This is a genomic window from Streptomyces sp. NPDC045021, assembly GCF_056432645.1.
Window position 1 is genome coordinate 30,254 of record NZ_JBWKIQ010000028.1, and the last position, 17,187, is coordinate 47,440.

A 17,187-nucleotide genomic window follows, 5' to 3' on the forward strand; every position below is an offset into this window, starting at 1 on the left:
GTGTTCCCCTTTCATGAACTCGTCCGTACGGTCGGCTGCCTGCCGTGGTCGGTCACGACGGTGCCGGATCGCGCGGCAGTTGAAGTCGGTTCGCGATGACGTCGCGGGCGACGTGCAGGATGGGCCGGTCGGTGGTGAAGGCATGGGCGCGCAGCCGTAGCAGGGCTTCGGGCAGTGACACGTCCAGCCGGACACTGAGCGCCCCGGCGGCCTGATGCACCTCGGCGCGGTGCAGGTCCCAGTTCGCGACCAGGTCGTCGTGGTCACCACCGCGCTCCGTCGAGGCCGCCCCCGGTTCGCCGGGCCGCAGGGTCAGCAGATAGATGGCCACGGCATCGGCGAGGGTCAGTGCGTCCGAGACGGCCTGCCTGCCGAGTGGTCCCGGCCGGTGCCGGTGGGCGGTCATCCCGCCGAAGCAGATCGCACCCAGCCTCAGCGGGAAGACGAAGACAGCGAGTACTCCGGAGTCGACCGCGGCGGGGACGAAGGCGGTCCAGCGCTCGGCGAACGCCCGCTCCAGGTCGGACTCCATGGTGAGCGATCCGTCACGGACGGCTTCGATGCTGGGGCCCTCGCCGAGGGTGAACTGCAGATCGTCCAGCCGGGCGCTCTGCTCGTCGCTGAACCACAGCAACTCCGTGCTGTCCAAAGCCATCGAGATGGCGATGCCGTCGACGCCGAGTACGTCGGCACAGCGCCCGGTCCAGCCCCGGGGCGGCCCATGGCCACCGCTCAGGAGCAGGGTCCGGACCAACTCCGCGACCTCAGAATCCGTCATGGCAACTACCCGAGACCCCGGTGCCCACCTCAGCACCCCTCACCACTTCACGAACGCCCCGTCCGCTTCCGCGCTCACGGACAGGTTGCTGCGACCGTGCTCGCATCGCAAGTGAGCTTCGAGAATTGGCCCGACGCACCACCCACCAGCGCCGACCCTCGCAGCGCGTTGCACCGGCCGGCAGCGATCTGCGGGAGTGGGGCAGCGACCGCGCCGTTGGGATTCACAGGCGCACGACGACCAGGGCGATGTCGTCGCGCGCGCCGCCGGCCACGCCGAGGCGCGCCAGCAGGGCGTCGGCCAGGTGTTCCGGGTTGAGGCGGCTGTAGCGGGCCAGGGCGTCGGTGAGCCGGTGCAGGCCGACGTCGATGTCCTCGCCGCGGCGTTCGACCAGCCCGTCGGTGTAGAGAACGAGAGTGTCGCCTCCGGCGTAGGGCAGGGCGCTCTGGGGGCGGGGGATGTGTTCGGGGCGGGCGCCCAGCGGTGGGTCGGTGGCCTGGTCGAGCAGGTCACAGGTGCCGTCAGGGTGCAGCAGGACCGGGGGCAGGTGGCCGGCACTGCTGTAGGTGATGGTGCTCCTGCGGGTGTCGATGAGCGCCTGGGCCGCGGTGGTGGCCAGCGCCCCTTCCACCGACCGGGCGTACAGGCCCAGGACTTCCAGGGCCTTCGCGGGCCCGTCGACGGCTCTGACGGCGGCGCTCAGCGCGCTGCGGAGCATGCCCATGACGGCTGCGGCCTCCAAGCCGTGGCCGACCACGTCGCCGACCGCGACGGCGAAACCGTCACCCGGCAGGTCGACCACGTCGTACCAGTCGCCACACACGTTCAGCGAACCGACGGCGGGCAGGTAGCGCACCGCGATGTCCCCGTGCCCGGCCAGGTCCGGTGAGTGGAGCATCGCCTCCTGCAAGGTGAGGGCGACCTTGTGTTCCCGCGCGTGGGCCCCGCGCAGTTCCTCGTTCAGCCGCTGCAGGTCGCGCGCCCGCGCGTACAGCTCGGCCTCCATCGCCTCCCGCTCGCTGAGGGTTCCCCTGCCCGGCTGCGAGCGACCCACGTGGGACAGGACGAATGCGGTCACGTCCTCCACCCGGTGGATGATCCATGCCACGTGCCCGTCGAGAGCGAGCACGGGGGTGTTGATCGGCGACCACCACCGCTTCTCGAACACTCCCGGCTGCCCGGTGACGGGGATGTCGTACTTCTGCACCGCCATCGTGTCCTGCTCCCGCAGGCGCAGGACCCGGTGCAGCGAGGCGTCCAGGTTCATTACTCCGTCCGCGTCGGGGTCCTCCGGATTGTCCGGGAAGGCTTCGAACAGGTACTGCCCGACCAGGTCCTGTCTGCTCCGGCCGGTCGCCCGCAGGTACGCCTCGTTGACGTCGGCGATCACCAGGTCGGGGCCCAGCACCAGGTACGGACTGGGCGTGGCCGCGAACAGTGCCTTGTAATCGATCTGCGGTGCCACAGGCTCCGTGCCGGTCCTTTCGAGTACGGGTTTCTCGCCACTGTACGAAGCGCGTGCGCTGCGCGCCCGCCTTGATCCCCCAACCGGCTGGGTGCCACACCTTGGGGTCGTCTCCGGTCCGTACCCCGATCTTTTGCCGGTTGATGTGATCCACACCCGCGGATCACCGGCGGATGGTAGACCGTCGCCATGAGGGCCTCGCCGGCGATACGGATCCTGCGCGCGACGCTGTTCGCCGCGGTGTGCGTCACGCTGGCAGCGACCGCACACGGGCTGGCGACGGGTGCGCCGCCGCCGGCCCGGGCGGACGGTCTGGGGTTCGTCGCGGTCCTCGCAGCCGGCTGCGTCCTGGCGGGCCGGGAGCGCTCCTTGGCCGGCATCGGCGGCGCGATGCTCGCCACCCAGGCCGCCCTGCACGCGGCGTTCGCCGCAGCCCAGTACCAAGCCGCGGCACGGCCGGGCTGCGCGATGCCGATGGCTCACCTCGTGCACGATCCAACGACTCCCCGAACCGCCGTGCTGCACCTGGCGGCGGCACTGGCCGCCGCCTGGTGGCTGCGTCGCGGCGAGGCCGCCGTGTGGTCGTTGCTGCGCCGGACCGCGACACTCGTTCCGGCCCTGTTCGGCTGGTGGACCTCCGGAACGCACGCTGTGGCGCCACCGGGCCGCGCGACCGCGTCCCCCGAACTCGCCGCGGGGCGCCGTGTCCGGCAACTCCTGCTCCGGTACGAGGTCGCACGACGCGGGCCTCCCCCGACGCGCTCGTTCCGCGTCCCGTGCGCGCCGGACACTTGCCCCGGCCGCGCGCACCCGTGAAGTCCCTCCGGACGGAGTCCACCCGTGTCCCCGACATCCCCGCGCGTTCCCCGCGCCCTGCGCCGTGGCGCCGTAGTCATCGCCCTCGCGGCAGCCGGCGTGCTCGCCGCCGCCGGCGCGGCGTCCGCCCATGTGACCGTCCACCCCGAGGTGTACGCCAAGGGCGCCGTCGACGGCACCTTGACGTTCCGGGTCCCCAACGAGGAGGACGCCGTCGGCACCACCCAGGTGCAGATCGTCTTCCCCGCCGATCACCCCATCACCGGGGTGATGGTCACCGCCGAGCCCGGTTGGACGGCCAAGGTGAGCACCACTCATCTCAAGACACCGATCAAGACCGATGACGGCACCATCACCGATGCCGTTTCGGAAATCACCTGGACCGGCGGAAAGATCCAGCCGGGCCAGTACCAGGATTTCAACGCGTCATTCGGCCAACTCCCCGACGACACCGATCAACTGGTGTTCAAGGCGCTGCAGACGTACTCCGACGGAAAGGTCGTGCGCTGGATCGAGGAGCCGAAGGCCGGCGGGGAAGCGCCGGAGAACCCGGCCCCGGTGCTGCGCCTCACCCAGGCGGGCGCCCCGGCCACGGCAACGCCCAAGGCCACCACTCCCCCGGCGGTCGCATCGACCGCGTCGAGCAGTGATTCCACTGCCCGCGCCCTGGGGATCGCCGGGTTGGTGGTAGGCGTCCTGGGTCTGGGCGCGGCCGGATTCGCCCTGCGCCACAACCGGGGCTCGCGCCCATAGTCGCAGCTCCAGGCAGAGCAACAATTCCGCGTCCCCACATGCGCCCCGCCTCCCCCGGAAGGAAATCCTCGGGAGGCGGGGCTCCCGCTCCGGACTGGATTGGCATCGCAGCCAGGATTTCAAGCCGGCATTCGGTACCATCCGGGCATGATCAATGGCGCGCACATCATTGTTTACAGTCAGGACGCGGAAGCCGACCGGGCATTCTTCAGGGATGTCCTCCGGTATCCGCATGTCGATGCCGGCGAGGGCTGGCTCATCTTCAAACTGCCTCCCGCCGAGGTCGCGGTCCATCCCGCCGGAGACCCGTCGCAGGAGTTGTACTTCATGTGCGACAACATTGAAGAGACCGTCAAGGAACTGTCCGCGAAAGGTGTGGAGTTCACGGAACCGATCACCAATGCCGGATGGGGAATCAAGACGACGCTGCGCCTACCGGGCGGCGGTGAGCTGGGACTCTACGAGCCGCGGCACGAAAAGGCCTACGAGCTCTGACAGCGAGGAAAGCCACCGCTGCGGTCCTCGGACCGCTGGGCGTATTGAGAAGGTTGTGGGGGTGATCGGCGCGGCCCGGGGCGTGTCGATCGAACACCTGAGGCATGGCGAATCCGAACGATGGCCGATACGGTCTGGGGGCTCGACCAGACCGGACGGCCCGATTCCGGACCGCGGCGCGCCCGGGATCCGGTCAGCACTACAGTGGCCCCCCGGGCCTCGCCCGGCCTGATCCGTCCCCCCTGATTTGCGGTGTGTGAACATGGCCCGACCCGGCGATCGTCCGTGGTGCGCCCACGGATGGCCGGCCGCGGCCGGGATGCCTGCTCTGCGATGTCGAAGACCCGAAGAGAAACGTTCGCGCCAGGCTTGTCCCGCAATCGATCAGGGCCGGGGTGACGGCGTGGGTGACCGGGCAGGGCAGAAGGCAGCCGCCCCCACAGGGGCCGGAGCAGCGTGGTGCGGGCGTCGTCGTCCTCGCGGAACGCGAGACGAGACGCGCCGATCCCGCTGATGCATGCCTGCCGGTCGTCACGTCCACGTCATGACGCTCGGCCGCAGGAATGGGTAGTACATGAACACGGCCACGTCAGGACTGGTCGACCGCGACACGGAGATCGCCGAGATCGAGGCGATGCTGGCCGGAGCGGCTCAAGGAGCCGGCAGCGTCGTGGTGGTCAGTGCCGGTGCGGGGATGGGGAAGACGGCGCTGCTCGACGACGCGGTCCACCGCGCCCGGCGAAGCGGCTTCACCGTACTGTCGGCCCGGGGCAGCTCAGCCGAACGCGACCTGTCCTTCGGACTGGTGAGCCGGTTGTTCGAGCCCGTTCTGCCGGAACTCGTGGAAGCGGGCCTGATCGCCTGTGCCGACTCCCTGTCCGGGGCCAGGGAACTGCCGATCACGCGGCCCGCGGGCGAGGCGTCCCTGGGCGAGCTCTACACGCTGCACCGGGGGCTCGCGCACCTGGCCTCCCAGGCTCCGGTACTCGTGGCGGTGGACGATCTGCAGTGGCTGGACCCGCAGTCGTTGCGCTGGCTGAGCACCCTGCCGCAGCGCGTCGAACACGCGCGGATCGCGGTGATGCTGACCGCGGGCCCTGGTGAGCCGTGCACGGATTCCGCCGCCCTCGACGAGCTGCTGGCTGTCAGCACAGTGGAACTGCACCCGTCGAATCTGAGCGCTCCGGCCGCGTCGACCCTGATCGAACGCGCGCTGGCCGCCGCGCCGGACGCGTCGTTCGTCGCCTCGTTCCTGCGCGAGACGGCGGGCAACCCGCTGTGCGTGGCCGAGTTGGCCGCGGTGCTGCGGGACCGGGCGGTCGCGCCCACCGCGGGCCCGGCGGCCGTGCTCGGCGACATCGCCGTACCGCGACTCGCCTCCAGGCTGCACGCTCGTCTGCGCCGGATATCGCCGCTCGCGCTCGACGTCGCCCGGGCCGTCGCCGTCCTCGGCGCCGATGCGGACCTGGGCCGCGTCGCCGGCGTGTGCGGTGTCGAGCCGCCGGTGGTCATGGAGGTCACGACGGCGCTCGGGCGGGCCGGACTGCTGCGCGAGGAGGATCGGTTCGTCTCCTTCGCGCAGCCGCTGCTGCGCGGCACGCTGATGCAGCACCTGCCGTTCGCGGAGCTGCAGACGCTGCGCACCACGGCGGCCCGGGTCCTGCGGGACACCGGCGCCCCGCAGGACCGGGTGGTCGAGCAGCTCATGGCCACCCCCGTGCTGGCCGAACCGTGGGTGGCAGACGTGCTGCGCGACGCCGCCGGATCCGCCCTCGGCCGGGGCGAGCCCGACATGGCCGTCGCCTATCTGACCAGGGCGTTGGGCGAGCCGGTTCCGGACGGGGTCCGAATACCGTTGCTGACGGCGCTGGGCCGGGCCGAGGGGTATCTGGACTTCGTCGCGGCGATCCGCCATCTCACCACGGTGTCCGCTCATCCGGCGGATCCGACCGATCCGGAAGGGCGAGCGGGCGTGGCGCGGGAGTTGGCAGAGCTGCTCGCCGTGACCGGACGCCATGAGACCGCCATCGAACTCGTCGCTCCACAGGCCGGTCCGGTCTCCACCGACCAGGCGCTCTGCTCGGCGGAGCTGCAGTTCGACTGCGAGGCAACCGCGGAGGCTGCGGCCAAGGTGCTGCACCGCCTGCCCAGGCCGGCACCGCAGGGTGGGGCGGGCGACGGCCGCTATCTGAGCCTGCTGGCCATGCGGACCGTGTGGGCGGGCAGGTCCCGGACCCGCGCCGTGGCCCTGGCCCAGCAGGCGTTGATGATCCTGCCGCTCACCCCCGACGCGATGCGGCCCATCCTGCGCAGTGTTCTGGTGCTGGCCCAGGCCGGCCGGACCGAGGAGGCCTACGAATTCTGCGACGCGATGGTCGGCCATGCCGAACGCTGGCAGCACCGGCCGGGCATGGCCGCGGCCCGGTCGCTGCGCGGTGTCGTCGCGCACCGGCTCGGCCGGATGCCTGCCGCGGCCGAGGACGCTCGGATCGCGTTCGAGATGCTCATCGGCTGCGGCGCGCCACGGCGCACCGGTGCGGCGGTGGAATTCCTGGCCCGGCGGCTGGAGATCCTGATCGACCTGGGCGAGCACGACGAGGCGGGGAGCCTGGTCGAGCTGTCGGACCTGTGCGGCGAGGTGCCGAAGACATGGGCCGGCACAACCCTGTTGCTCGCGCGGGGCCGGCTGCGGGCCGCCGCGGGACGACCGGCCGAGGGGCTCCGGGATCTGCTGGCCGCCGGCCGCCGGCTTCCGGCCTGGAACGTGGCGAATCCCGCCGCCGCACCGTGGCAGACCGACACCGCGGCGGCTCTGTTGACCCTCGGCGAGACGGCCGAAGCGCGCCGCAGGGCCGCGGACGCGGTCGAGCAGGCGCGCCGATGGGGTGCGCCCGGTCCGCTGGGTGCCGCGCTGCGGATGCTGGGGGCCGCGGTCGGTGGCCCCCAGGGGCTGGCCGCGCTGGAGGAGTCGGTCTCCGTTCTGCAGCGGTCCGCCGACCGGTTCGACCTGGCACGGTCCCTGGCCGAGTACGGCACGGCGCTGAGCCGCGCCAAGCGCCCGGTGCCGGCCAGGCGGACGCTGCGGGCCGCGCTCGAACTGGCGGAGGAGTGCGGCTGCGCCGATCTGGCGCGGCGCTCCCGTATCGAGCTGTCCGCATCGGGTGGCCGACCGCCGAAGTCCTCCGACACGGACGGGGTCGCCGCGCTGACGGCTGCCGAGCTGCGCACCGCCATGCTCGCCGCCGAAGGCAGATCCAACCGGGAGCTCGCCGAGGTCCTGTCGGTGGGGCAGCGCACTGTCGAGATCCATCTCACCAACGCCTACCGGAAACTCGGTATCGGCGGACGCGACCGGCTTCCCGCGGTCCTGCAAGGCGTCAGCACAGCACTCACCGACTCTCGGTGAACCGGCGGCGACCACCCGTCACACCGCACCGCTCCCGGGCAACCCTGCACATCTCGCACGCAGAAAGCGCACAGCAACCTGGCCGGATCTCGCTTCGCCGGGCCTGTGCCGGGCCTTAAACGCGGGTATGTCCGATCAGGATCGATGGCAGGACCCGCCCGTGAGAATTGTCCGTTTCCACTGTGTGAAGAATTCGTCGACATTCGGTGGACGACTCCGGCGGCGAACATGTCGCGGTACCGAAACGCCGACCGAAACACTGTGGGCGGCGGGGTGGCCCCACAGCGCGCTGACGTGGTTTTGTCTTGCGACATACGGGAGTTGCAAAAACAGGTTTCCGAGATTTCGGGCATCGGACGACCGTTGAACCGGCCGGATCGGCTTACCGCCGAACCGGCCGACGCCAATCTGAACACCCCCCACAGCTATGAAGGGAACCGCAAGTCATGCGCAACGACTTCACCCCCCAGGTCGAGACCCGCGAAATTGCCGACAGCGACCTGGACAACGTCTCCGGCGGCGTCGGCCTCGGTGTCGGCGTCAACGGCCTCTCGGTCGGCGACCTCGTGGGCACCGTCGAGTCGGCCCTGCCGGTCTCGCTGCCGCTCTCGACGGTCACCGGCATCCTCCCGGCTCAGGTCAACGGTCTGGTCGCCGGTCTCTGACCGCTGCGTTCACTCCGCGGCGTCATAGCCGTCCGCATTACCCGACCCACCGGTAGATCTGATTCCCCTCTGATTCCCCGTAGGGTTGGACATAGGCCCCGGAACCTCTCGTTCCGGGGCCTATGAATGCCATGTTCGAATGCAGTTGAAGGAATAGTGACGTGCAGTTCCGCCAAAAGGCGCTTTCCAAGCTGCAATCGCCTGAGGAGCTCGACGTACCGGTGCTGCTCGCCCGGCCGCAGGGCTGGCTCGTACTGGCCGTCACGGCGGTCGTCATGGCCGTCGGGTGCTTCTGGGCGGTGACCGGCACGGTGTCGTCCAAGCTGACCGCACCCGGAATCCTGACCCATGCGGAAGGCAGTTACGTCCTGCAGAGCCCGGTCGCCGGGCAGATCACCGCGACCCTCGCCAAAGAAGGCGACACGCTGCCCGCGGGCGCACCGTTGCTGACCGTGCGCACCGACCGGAAGGTCGAGACCGTACGCACGGTGGCCGCGGGCCGGGTGACCGCGATCGTGGCCAAGATAGGCGCCGTTGTCGCCACCGGCGCGGACCTGGCGACGGTGGAGCGCATCGACAAGCCCGACGACCCACTGGTGGCGGTGTTGTACGCGCCGGGCGGCAGCGCGTCCACGATCCCGGTGGGCGCGTCGGTGGAACTGACCGTCCAGTCCGTGCCGTCGCAGCGGTTCGGTGTGCTGCGAGGCCGTGTGCTGGCGATCGGCCGGGCCCCCGAGACCCGGCAGCAGATCAGCAGCTTCCTCGGCGACAGCCAGTTGGGCGAGCAGTTCTCGGCGCAGGGCCAGCCGGTGCCGGTCGTGGTCCGTCTTGAACGGTCGGCCGGCACGGAGTCCGGCTACACGTGGTCGTCGGCGCACGGGCCGCCGTACGCGATCGATTCCACGACGTTGGTCAGTGGCGCCATCCACCTGACCGCGCAGCATCCGATCGATTGGGTCCTTCCGTGACCGCGCAGCACCGCCAGAACCCGCCAGGTCGCGCCCGGCACCGCCCCGAGCCGACGCCGAAGGCGAAGAGGCCGAAGCAGCGGCAGAAGACCGTCCGCAGCCCCACCGTTCTGCAGATGGAAGCCGTGGAGTGCGGTGCCGCTTCGCTCGCCATGGTCCTCGGTCACCACGGCCGGCATGTCCCGCTCGAAGAACTCCGCATCGCCTGCGGCGTGTCCCGCGACGGCTCCCGGGCCAGCAACGTGCTCAAGGCGGCCCGCAGGTACGGCCTGGACGCCAAGGGCATGCAGATGGAACCCGCCGCCCTGGCGGAGGTTCGGGCGCCGGCCGTCCTGTTCTGGGAGTTCAACCACTTCGTCGTCTTCGACGGGATGGGGCGGCGTTTCGGCCGGCGCGGAGTCCACCTCAACGACCCGGCCCGCGGCCGCCGTTTCGTGTCCTGGGAGGAGTTCGACTCCAGCTTCACCGGCGTCGTACTGACCTTCGAGGCCGGCGACAGGTTCCGCCGCGGCGGCCGCAAGCCCGGCGTCATGAGCGCCCTGCCGGCGCGGCTGCGCGGCACCACGGGCACCATGGCGGCCGCGCTGATCGCCAGCTTCCTGCTCGTCCTCGTCGGCGCGGCGGCACCGGCCCTCAGCCGCACGTACATCGACCTGTTCCTGCTCGGCAACCAGACGTCGCTGCTGCCGGTGCTCTTCGCGTCGATGGCCGCCATGCTGGTGCTGACCGTCCTGCTGACCGCTCTGCAGCAGGCGAACCTGCTGCGTGGCCGCATCATCTCGTCCACTCTCAGCAGCGCCCGGTTCATGCGGCATCTGCTCCGGTTGCCCGTCACGTTCTTCGCCCAGCGCAACCCGGCCGACCTCGTCCAACGCCTGCAGTCCAACGACACGGTGGCCGAGACCCTGGCGAGGGACCTCGCCGCCGCCGGCGTCGACGCCGTGGTCGTGGTCCTCTACGCGGTCCTGCTGTGGACCTACGACCCGCAACTGACGGTCGTCGGCGTGCTGATCGCGCTGCTCAACGTCGCGGCGATGCGCGTGGTGGTACGCCTCCGCGCCACCGGGACGCAGAAGCTGCGTGCCGACAGCGCCCGGCTGACCAACACCTCGTACGGCGGGCTGCAGCTCATCGAGACGATGAAGGCGACCGGCGCCGAGAACGGGTACTTCCGCCGCTGGGCCGGCCAGCACGCGACGACCTTGGACGGGCAGCAGCGCCTCGGCGTACCCAGCGCGGTACTGGCCGTCGTCGCGCCCACCCTCGCGGCCCTCAACAGCGCCCTGATCCTGTGGATCGGCGGATTGCGGGCGGTGGAGGGCCACATCTCCATCGGTCTGCTCGTCGCCTTCCAGGCGCTGGTCACCAGCTTCACCGCACCGGTCACCCGGCTCAACGGCGTGGCCGGCCGGATTCAGGACTTCGCGGCCGATGTGGCACGGCTCAAGGATGTCGAGAGCTTCCCCGTGGACGGGCTGTACTCCCGCAGCGAGCCGGCCGCGAGCACGCGCCGGCTCAAGGGGCACGTGACGCTGGAGAACGTCACCTTCGGATACAGCCCGCTCGACGAACCGCTGCTCACGAACTTCTCGCTGTCGGTCGGCCCCGGTCGGCAGGTCGCGCTGGTCGGCGGCTCCGGCAGCGGCAAGTCCACCGTGTCCCGGCTGATTTCGGGTCTCTACAATCCGTGGGAGGGTGCGATCCGCATCGACGGGCAGCGGCTGGACGAGATCTCCCGCAGCGCGCTCTCCGCCTCGGTCTCCTTCGTCGATCAGGACGTCTTCCTCTTCGAGGGCACCGTCCGGGACAACGTGGCGCTGTGGGATCCGTCGATACCGGACGAGGACGTCGTCGCCGCCCTCAAGGACGCCGCCGTCCATGACGCGATCGCCCGGCGTCCGGGTGGCATCCACAGCCGGGTCGAGCAGGACGGCCGCAACTTCTCCGGCGGCCAGCGGCAGCGGCTGGAGATCGCCCGGGCGCTGGTCCGCCGGCCCAGCGTGCTGGTCCTCGACGAGGTGACCAGTGCCCTGGACGCCGAGACCGAGCAGGTCATCATCGACAATCTGCGGCGGCGGGGCTGCGCCTGCGTCGTGATCGCGCACCGGCTGAGCACCGTCCGCGACAGCGACGAGATCGTCGTGCTGGACCGGGGCACGGTCGTGGAGCGCGGGCGGCACGAGGACCTGGTCGCGGCCGGAGGGCCCTACGCCGAGCTGGTCAGGGAGCACTGACGTGACATCCGTTCACCATCCTGTGGTCACCGACGCCATGCCCCGCGACGTGGTGGTCGGCGCCATGGGCGGGCTCGGCCAACCCGTCGACTGCGCCGCCACCCGCAGCATGAGCCTGGAGGGGCCACATGTGCTGTGGCTGGTCGTGGACGGGGCGATGGACCTTTTCGCGGTCGACGCCGGCAACCAGGGGCACTGGCACTTCCTCGGCCGGCTCGAATCGGGAACCCTGCTGCTCGGACCGGCGGAAGGCCCGCGGCACACCCTCGTCGGCAGGCCCCTGCAGGGATGCCTGCTGCGCCGGATCCAGCTCCGGGAGCTGTACGCACCCGAGTACCACGGCCAGGGCGAGTACGGCGGGCAGGGCGGGTACGACGGGTACGCCCGGCACGGCGGGTACGACGGGTACGTCGACCAGTGGTCGCACAGCGGCTACGAAGCGCACCTCAGCCCGCTGGAGGACGCGTTCGCCCGCGGAGTCGGACGCAGCCTGCGCGTTCTGTTCGAAGCCCCCCTCGACGGCCGCCCGGGACACGGACCGGGAGACCTCGTACCCGGTCAGGAGCCGACACCGGAAACGATGCAACCGGCGGCGGAGTACGAATCGGCCGACGACAACATCCTGTGGATGCCGGTGGCCCCCGGCAGCGTGCAGTACGGCGCCGCCTTCAGCATGGAGGCCGCCGCCGATCTGCTCATCGACGCTGCGATGTGGCAGCGCATGGTCAACCAGCAGTCCCGGCTCCTGTTCGGGCTGGATCGCTGGATCGAACGCGTCGAACGCGCCCACGAGGACCGCACGGCGGCCGGCATCAAGGCCGGCCACGCCGTACGCGCGCAAGCGGATCAGGCACTGCTGGCCTCCATGGGCACGTCGGGGAAGGTCACGGCCCGACGTGTCGAGGGAACCGACGACGCCACTCTCTCCGCCTGCCGCCTGGTCGCCGCAGCGGGCGGGATCACCATCTCGGCGCCCGTGGAGGGCGGCTCGTCGAACGACCGGTCGAGCCAGGTCGAGCGCATCGCGTTGAGCTCGCGGTTCCGCACCCGCACGGTCAAACTCGACGGCCGCTGGTGGCGGGAGAACACCGGCCCGCTGCTGGGCCACCGGGCCGGCACCGGAGCCCCGGTCGCGCTGCTGTGGCGCCGCGGCGGATACGAGGAGGTGGAACCGGCCACCGGCAAGCGCTCGCGTATCGGGAGTGCGGACGCGGAGGCGTTCCAGCCCCGCGCCGTCATGTTCTACCGTCCCCTTCCCGACCGGCCCATATCCCCCTGGCGGTTGCTCCGCTTCAGCCTGCGCGGCACCCGGAGCGACCTGCGCAGCCTGATCCTGGGCGGCCTGGTCGCGGTCGGACTCGGTGCGCTGGTGCCCATCGCGACGGGCCAGGTTCTCGGTGTCTACGTACCGAACGCCGAGAACAGTCTCATCGTCCAGACATCTCTGGCGATCGCGGCCACCACCATCGTCTCGGCTGCCTTCATGCTGCTGCAGAACATCTCCATCCTGCGCATGGAAGGGCGTATCGAGGCCACGCTGCAACCCGCGATCTGGGACCGGCTGCTGCGCCTGCCGACGAAGTTCTTCGCCGAGCGCTCCACCGGGGAGCTGGCCAGCGCCGCGATGGGCATCAGCGCCATCCGCCGCGTCCTGTCCGGCATCAGCTCGGTGGCCGTACAGGCCGGCACGGTCGGCACCGTGAACTTCGTCCTACTGCTGTGGTACAGCCCCTCGCTGGCCTTGATGGCGATGGCGATGCTCGTCGTGATCGGCGCGGTGTTCCTCGCCCTGGGGCTGTGGCAACTGCGGTGGCAGCGCCGTCTGATCGTGCTCGGCAACAAGCTCAACAACCAGGCCTTTCAGACGTTGCGCGGACTGCCCAAGCTTCGCGTCGCGGCGGCGGAGAGCTTCGCCTACGCGGCCTGGGCCGGCGAGTTCGCCCGCAGCCGCGAGCTGCAGCAGCGCGTGGGGCGGATCAAGAACCTGATCACGGTCGTCAACGCGGTCTATCTGCCGCTCTGCACCCTCATCATGTTCATGCTGCTCGCCGGCCCGGCCCGCGGGACCCTGTCGGCCAGCAGCTTCCTCACCTTCAACACCGCCGTGACGATGATGCTGACCTCGGTGACCCAGCTGACCGGCGCGCTCATCTCGGCCGTCTCCGTCCTGCCGCTGTTCGAGCAGATCAAACCGGTGCTCGACGAGGTGCCCGAGGTCAGCGGCGGCACCGCGCAACCCGGCACCCTGTCCGGCGAGATCGAGGTCAAGCAGCTGTCGTTCCGATACGCCGACGACGCGCCGCTGGTGCTCGACGATGTGTCGTTCCGTATCCAACCGGGCGAGTTCGTCGCGATCGTCGGATCCAGCGGCTGCGGCAAGTCGACCCTGCTCCGGATGCTCATCGGCTTCGACCGACCGACCTCCGGCAGCGTGCTCTTCGACGGCCAGGACCTGACAGCCCTCGACCAGGCAGCCGTGCGCCGCCAGTGCGGAGTCGTGCTGCAGAACGCACAGCCCTTCACCGGTTCGATTCTGGACTGCATCTGCGGCTCCGAGACGTTCTCCCTGGAAGAGGCCTGGGAGGCCGCCGAGATGGCGGGGTTGGCCGAGGACATCAAGCGCATGCCGATGGGCATGCACACCGTCCTGTCCGACGGCGGCGGCACCGTCTCCGGCGGGCAGCGACAACGCCTGATGATCGCCCAGGCCCTGATCCGCCACCCGCGCATCCTGTTCTTCGACGAGGCCACCAGCGCCCTCGACAACGAGACCCAGCGCGTCGTGATCGAGAGCACCCGCAAACTGCGCTCCACACGCGTCGTCATCGCCCACCGGCTGTCGACCGTCATGGACGCCGACCGCGTGATCGTCATGTCCGAAGGCCGGGTCCTCCAGCAGGGTCCGCCCGCCGAACTCCTCGCCGACACCGGCGGGATGTTCCATGAGCTGGTCCGTCGCCAGATGCGCTGAGTCCTGGAGAGGGAGGTCGAGCGCCCTCTGCCGGAGCGCCGCGGCACTCCGACAGAGGGCGTCGGGACTCCTTGAGTGGTCAGACGCGGTCGGCGGCGATGAGGAGGTACTGGAAGCTGCCGTCCCGGTAGGCGGTGAGGAACGGATCCTCGATACCGGTCACCAGTGACGACTTGGCGCGCAGTTCCCAGTAGGGGATCGTCGCGGCCGTGAGGTCCACGACGCTGATCGGGACGAGGCGGTTCGCCGCCATCTCCTTGAAGTAGGTGCTGCGCGGGTGGATGTCGCAGATGTAGTGCGCGTTGATCTGACTGACGGCCCTGGAGGGCAGTCCGTAGGTGTCGTTGTAGCAGCCGGTGATGGTGACATACCGCCCGCCGCGAGCCAGCAGGCGGGAGTGCTCCGCGAACAACAGGGACAGATCGACGTACATGGTGCTCTCGTTATTCCAAATACCGCGGAAGGTACCCGAGTCGAAGCCCGTGCTCAGCATGTTCTTGAGATGGAAGCGCACCTTGTCGTCCACACCGCGCTTGCCGGCCTGGTCATTGGCGAAGTCGACCTGGGACTGGGAGATGGACACCCCGTCGACCGAGCATCCGAACCGCTGATTGGCCACGATGCTGCCGCCGCCGCGGCCCGATCCCGCGTCCAGCAGCCGGTCCTCCGGACCGATCGCGCCGAACTGGTCGAGAAGCAACTCCGTCTGGTTGCACTCCAGTCGGTGGAGCTCCTTGGTGATCAGATCGTCGCGCACGTCCTCCGACGCCTGGAGCACCGACCAGTCGACGTCCCCGATGCCGTAGTGGTGGTGGTAGATACCGTCCACGTCTCCCAGGCGCAGATTGACCGGGTTCTTCTCCGCGTTCCAGTACGCGGCGACGGAGCGCTGGTAAGGGCTGGTGTTCAGGAGGGGGGCGGGGGCGATGACGTGGTCGAGGGACATGTGAGTGCGTACTCCTTGGGTCGTGAGGTCGTTTCGCTGTCGGCGGGCTTCACCGTCAGGGGGATGTGGCATACCGGCCGCCGACGTGGCCGGCGTGCCATTCGTGGTTGCCGCCCATCCAGTTCGTGAGACCGGTCACGTACCGGGCGGTGATCGGATTCGCGGCGAGTTGGACGGCCTGGGTCTCGAACGCGCGCACCAACTCGTTGTGGACTTCGATGGCCTTCGCGAAGGCGTCGTCGATCGCGCAGCCCTCCTCCTCAGCGATGACGGTGGGCAGGCTGTAGTGGAAGCGGCCCGACGCCTGTTCCTTGCGCAGGGAGTACAGGTCGTTGAGGACCGTGGACGCGGTGGAGGCGAGCGCGGTCGCGCGCTGCACGGCCGAGAGGGCGAACAGCTCGGCAGGCAGTTCGTAGCCGCCGATCGCGTCCGTGATCGCCAGGCACGGGCGGAAGGAGTTGAGCTGACGCTGCACCAGGTACTCCCACACCCGGGGGCTGCGCTCCTCCTGGACGCAGGCGGCCTCGGCCTCGTAGCCGAGGTACAGGCTGGCGACCTCGTGGCGGAACCGGTGGGCCTGGGCAGGGGTGGCGAGTTGGGTGAAGGACTCCATGGCCGAGTGCATGGACCGCAGGGCCGGATGCTCCTCCAGAGCCGCCCGCCAGTGGGCGTCGTAGGGAGCGGGCATGTGACTGGGGTCGATCGCGGACTGGGCGACGGCGAGGCGCGCGCCGAGGCCGTCGGGGGTGCCGCCCAGCTCGGGTTCGCAGAAGTAGTCGTCCACTGCGTTCTCGCCGGTCAGAAGCTTGGCGGCAGTCAGGAGGTGGCCGGTGGTGGGGGCGTCCGGGTGGCACAGCATGACGGAACGGCCCGGGTCGAACCCCAGTAGGCCGGCCCGCAGCTCCGGGGAACTGAACAGCCGTACCTCGTCGGCCCATTCGAGGAGTTGCTCGTTGATGAGATCGGCCAGAGCCCGGTCGTCGCGAACGGCGGGCGGGCAGTACAGGCCCTCGATCCGCACGGGCGACGGTGTCGGCCGAACCAGGGGGGTGAGGCGGCTGGCGGTGCTTCCCAGGCCGGTCGGCCCGGCGAGGACGCGTCCCAGCGCTTGGGTCAGGGGCTGATCCTTGCTCCGATCGTTGCTCCGACGAGGAACGGCGTCTCGTCCGGTGGTGGTCAAAGCGTGGTTCTCCTGCCTGACGGTTTGTGTGGTGTGTGGTGTCGCCGATCGAATGAGAGCAACGATCCGAGCAAATGCGGGCGCAGCACCTGAAGTTGAGTATGACCATCATGACTGCGCCGCATACTCACTCGATCGAGTGATGGCGCCGCGGAAGGAAATCCGCAAAGCTTCGGTGGCGAATCTTCCGGCCCTCGTGAGGCCAACCGCCTGATCCGGAAGTTGCCACCGCCTCAAAAATACCAAGGTGCCGATTTCCGTAATCGAGCCGTACAACCTCACTCGTTACGGTAATTGACGCCCCGTTTCGGGTGGGAAAAAGTAATCCGCGAACGTCCACGAACGCCACGGCAAAGGACTCCACCCATGTCCATCGAGACACGTCCGGAATCCGCGCTCACTCCGGGCGACGGCCCGGCGCACACCAGCCTCGATACGGCTGCTGCCCGGAATCTGGCGACCACCACCAAGTCCGCACCTCAGATGGCGGGAATCTCCTCCCGCTGGCTG

The 17,187-nt window shown here is 69.8% G+C and carries 12 protein-coding genes and 1 pseudogene; 9 read left to right on the plus strand and 4 right to left on the minus strand.

Going from position 1 to position 17,187, the window contains the following annotated elements; genetic code table 11:
* Positions 1-52: 52 nt before the first annotated feature.
* Together AC07DC_RS41180 and AC07DC_RS41185 are read right to left on the minus strand one after the other, a co-directional pair.
* Entirely contained in the window at positions 53-778 is a 726-nt protein-coding gene (locus tag AC07DC_RS41180) for an ANTAR domain-containing protein (RefSeq protein WP_478920073.1), read from the minus strand.
* A 223-nt stretch (positions 779-1,001) separates the two neighbouring features.
* Positions 1,002-2,243 (minus strand): PP2C family protein-serine/threonine phosphatase, encoded by a 1,242-nt coding sequence (locus tag AC07DC_RS41185; RefSeq protein WP_478920074.1) that lies wholly within the window; start codon positions 2,241-2,243, stop codon positions 1,002-1,004.
* Positions 2,244-2,432: 189 nt separating this feature from the next.
* On the opposite strand from AC07DC_RS41185, the gene AC07DC_RS41190 reads away from it, so the two are divergent.
* From AC07DC_RS41190 to AC07DC_RS41225, 8 genes are all read left to right on the plus strand, one after another.
* Entirely contained in the window at positions 2,433-3,059 is a 627-nt protein-coding gene (locus AC07DC_RS41190; protein WP_478920075.1) for a hypothetical protein, read from the plus strand.
* Positions 3,060-3,083: 24 nt separating this feature from the next.
* Positions 3,084-3,812, plus strand: coding sequence for a YcnI family copper-binding membrane protein (locus tag AC07DC_RS41195; protein ID WP_478920077.1), 729 nt, complete (start codon positions 3,084-3,086; stop codon positions 3,810-3,812).
* Between the two features lie 147 nt (positions 3,813-3,959).
* A complete protein-coding gene (locus AC07DC_RS41200; RefSeq protein ID WP_478920078.1) occupies positions 3,960-4,307 on the plus strand; it encodes a VOC family protein in 348 nt (115 codons plus the stop codon).
* A 574-nt stretch (positions 4,308-4,881) separates the two neighbouring features.
* A complete protein-coding gene (locus AC07DC_RS41205; RefSeq protein WP_478920080.1) occupies positions 4,882-7,713 on the plus strand; it encodes an ATP-binding protein in 2,832 nt (943 codons plus the stop codon).
* 446 nt (positions 7,714-8,159) lie between these two features.
* The gene (locus tag AC07DC_RS41210; protein ID WP_478920081.1) at positions 8,160-8,378 is read left to right on the plus strand and encodes a type A2 lantipeptide; all 219 of its coding nucleotides are present in this window, start codon (positions 8,160-8,162) and stop codon (positions 8,376-8,378) included.
* 161 nt (positions 8,379-8,539) lie between these two features.
* On the plus strand, positions 8,540-9,346 hold the full coding sequence (locus AC07DC_RS41215; RefSeq protein WP_478920082.1) for a biotin/lipoyl-containing protein: 807 nt from the start codon (positions 8,540-8,542) through the stop codon (positions 9,344-9,346).
* Entirely contained in the window at positions 9,343-11,580 is a 2,238-nt protein-coding gene (locus tag AC07DC_RS41220; protein WP_478920083.1) for an NHLP family bacteriocin export ABC transporter peptidase/permease/ATPase subunit, read from the plus strand. The genes AC07DC_RS41215 and AC07DC_RS41220 overlap by 4 nt, the downstream gene beginning before the upstream one ends.
* 37 nt (positions 11,581-11,617) lie before the next feature.
* Positions 11,618-14,551, plus strand: a complete 2,934-nt coding sequence (locus AC07DC_RS41225) for an NHLP bacteriocin export ABC transporter permease/ATPase subunit (protein ID WP_478920089.1) — start codon at positions 11,618-11,620, stop codon at positions 14,549-14,551.
* Between the two features lie 79 nt (positions 14,552-14,630).
* Here AC07DC_RS41225 and AC07DC_RS41230 read toward each other — a convergent pair whose 3' ends face one another.
* A complete protein-coding gene (locus AC07DC_RS41230; RefSeq protein WP_478920084.1) occupies positions 14,631-15,497 on the minus strand; it encodes a geranyl diphosphate 2-C-methyltransferase in 867 nt (288 codons plus the stop codon).
* Positions 15,498-15,552: 55 nt separating this feature from the next.
* Positions 15,553-16,677, minus strand: coding sequence for a family 2 encapsulin nanocompartment cargo protein terpene cyclase (locus tag AC07DC_RS41235; protein WP_478920085.1), 1,125 nt, complete (start codon positions 16,675-16,677; stop codon positions 15,553-15,555).
* Positions 16,678-17,043: 366 nt separating this feature from the next.
* Here AC07DC_RS41235 and AC07DC_RS41240 point away from each other — a divergent pair.
* Positions 17,044-17,187: pseudogene (locus AC07DC_RS41240) on the plus strand (Crp/Fnr family transcriptional regulator); the annotation flags it as partial.

What these genes read in the sequence shown, in the direction of transcription:
- AC07DC_RS41225 (WP_478920089.1), top strand. Translation starts at nt 11,618, where the DNA reads ATGCCCCGCGACGTGGTGGTCGGCGCCATGGGCGGGCTCGGCCAACCC.
- AC07DC_RS41230 (WP_478920084.1), bottom strand. Translation starts at nt 15,497, where the DNA reads ATGTCCCTCGACCACGTCATCGCCCCCGCCCCCCTCCTGAACACCAGC.
- AC07DC_RS41190 (WP_478920075.1), top strand. Translation starts at nt 2,433, where the DNA reads ATGAGGGCCTCGCCGGCGATACGGATCCTGCGCGCGACGCTGTTCGCC.
- AC07DC_RS41180 (WP_478920073.1), bottom strand. Translation starts at nt 778, where the DNA reads ATGACGGATTCTGAGGTCGCGGAGTTGGTCCGGACCCTGCTCCTGAGC.
- AC07DC_RS41205 (WP_478920080.1), top strand. Translation starts at nt 4,882, where the DNA reads ATGAACACGGCCACGTCAGGACTGGTCGACCGCGACACGGAGATCGCC.
- AC07DC_RS41200 (WP_478920078.1), top strand. Translation starts at nt 3,960, where the DNA reads ATGATCAATGGCGCGCACATCATTGTTTACAGTCAGGACGCGGAAGCC.
- AC07DC_RS41210 (WP_478920081.1), top strand. Translation starts at nt 8,160, where the DNA reads ATGCGCAACGACTTCACCCCCCAGGTCGAGACCCGCGAAATTGCCGAC.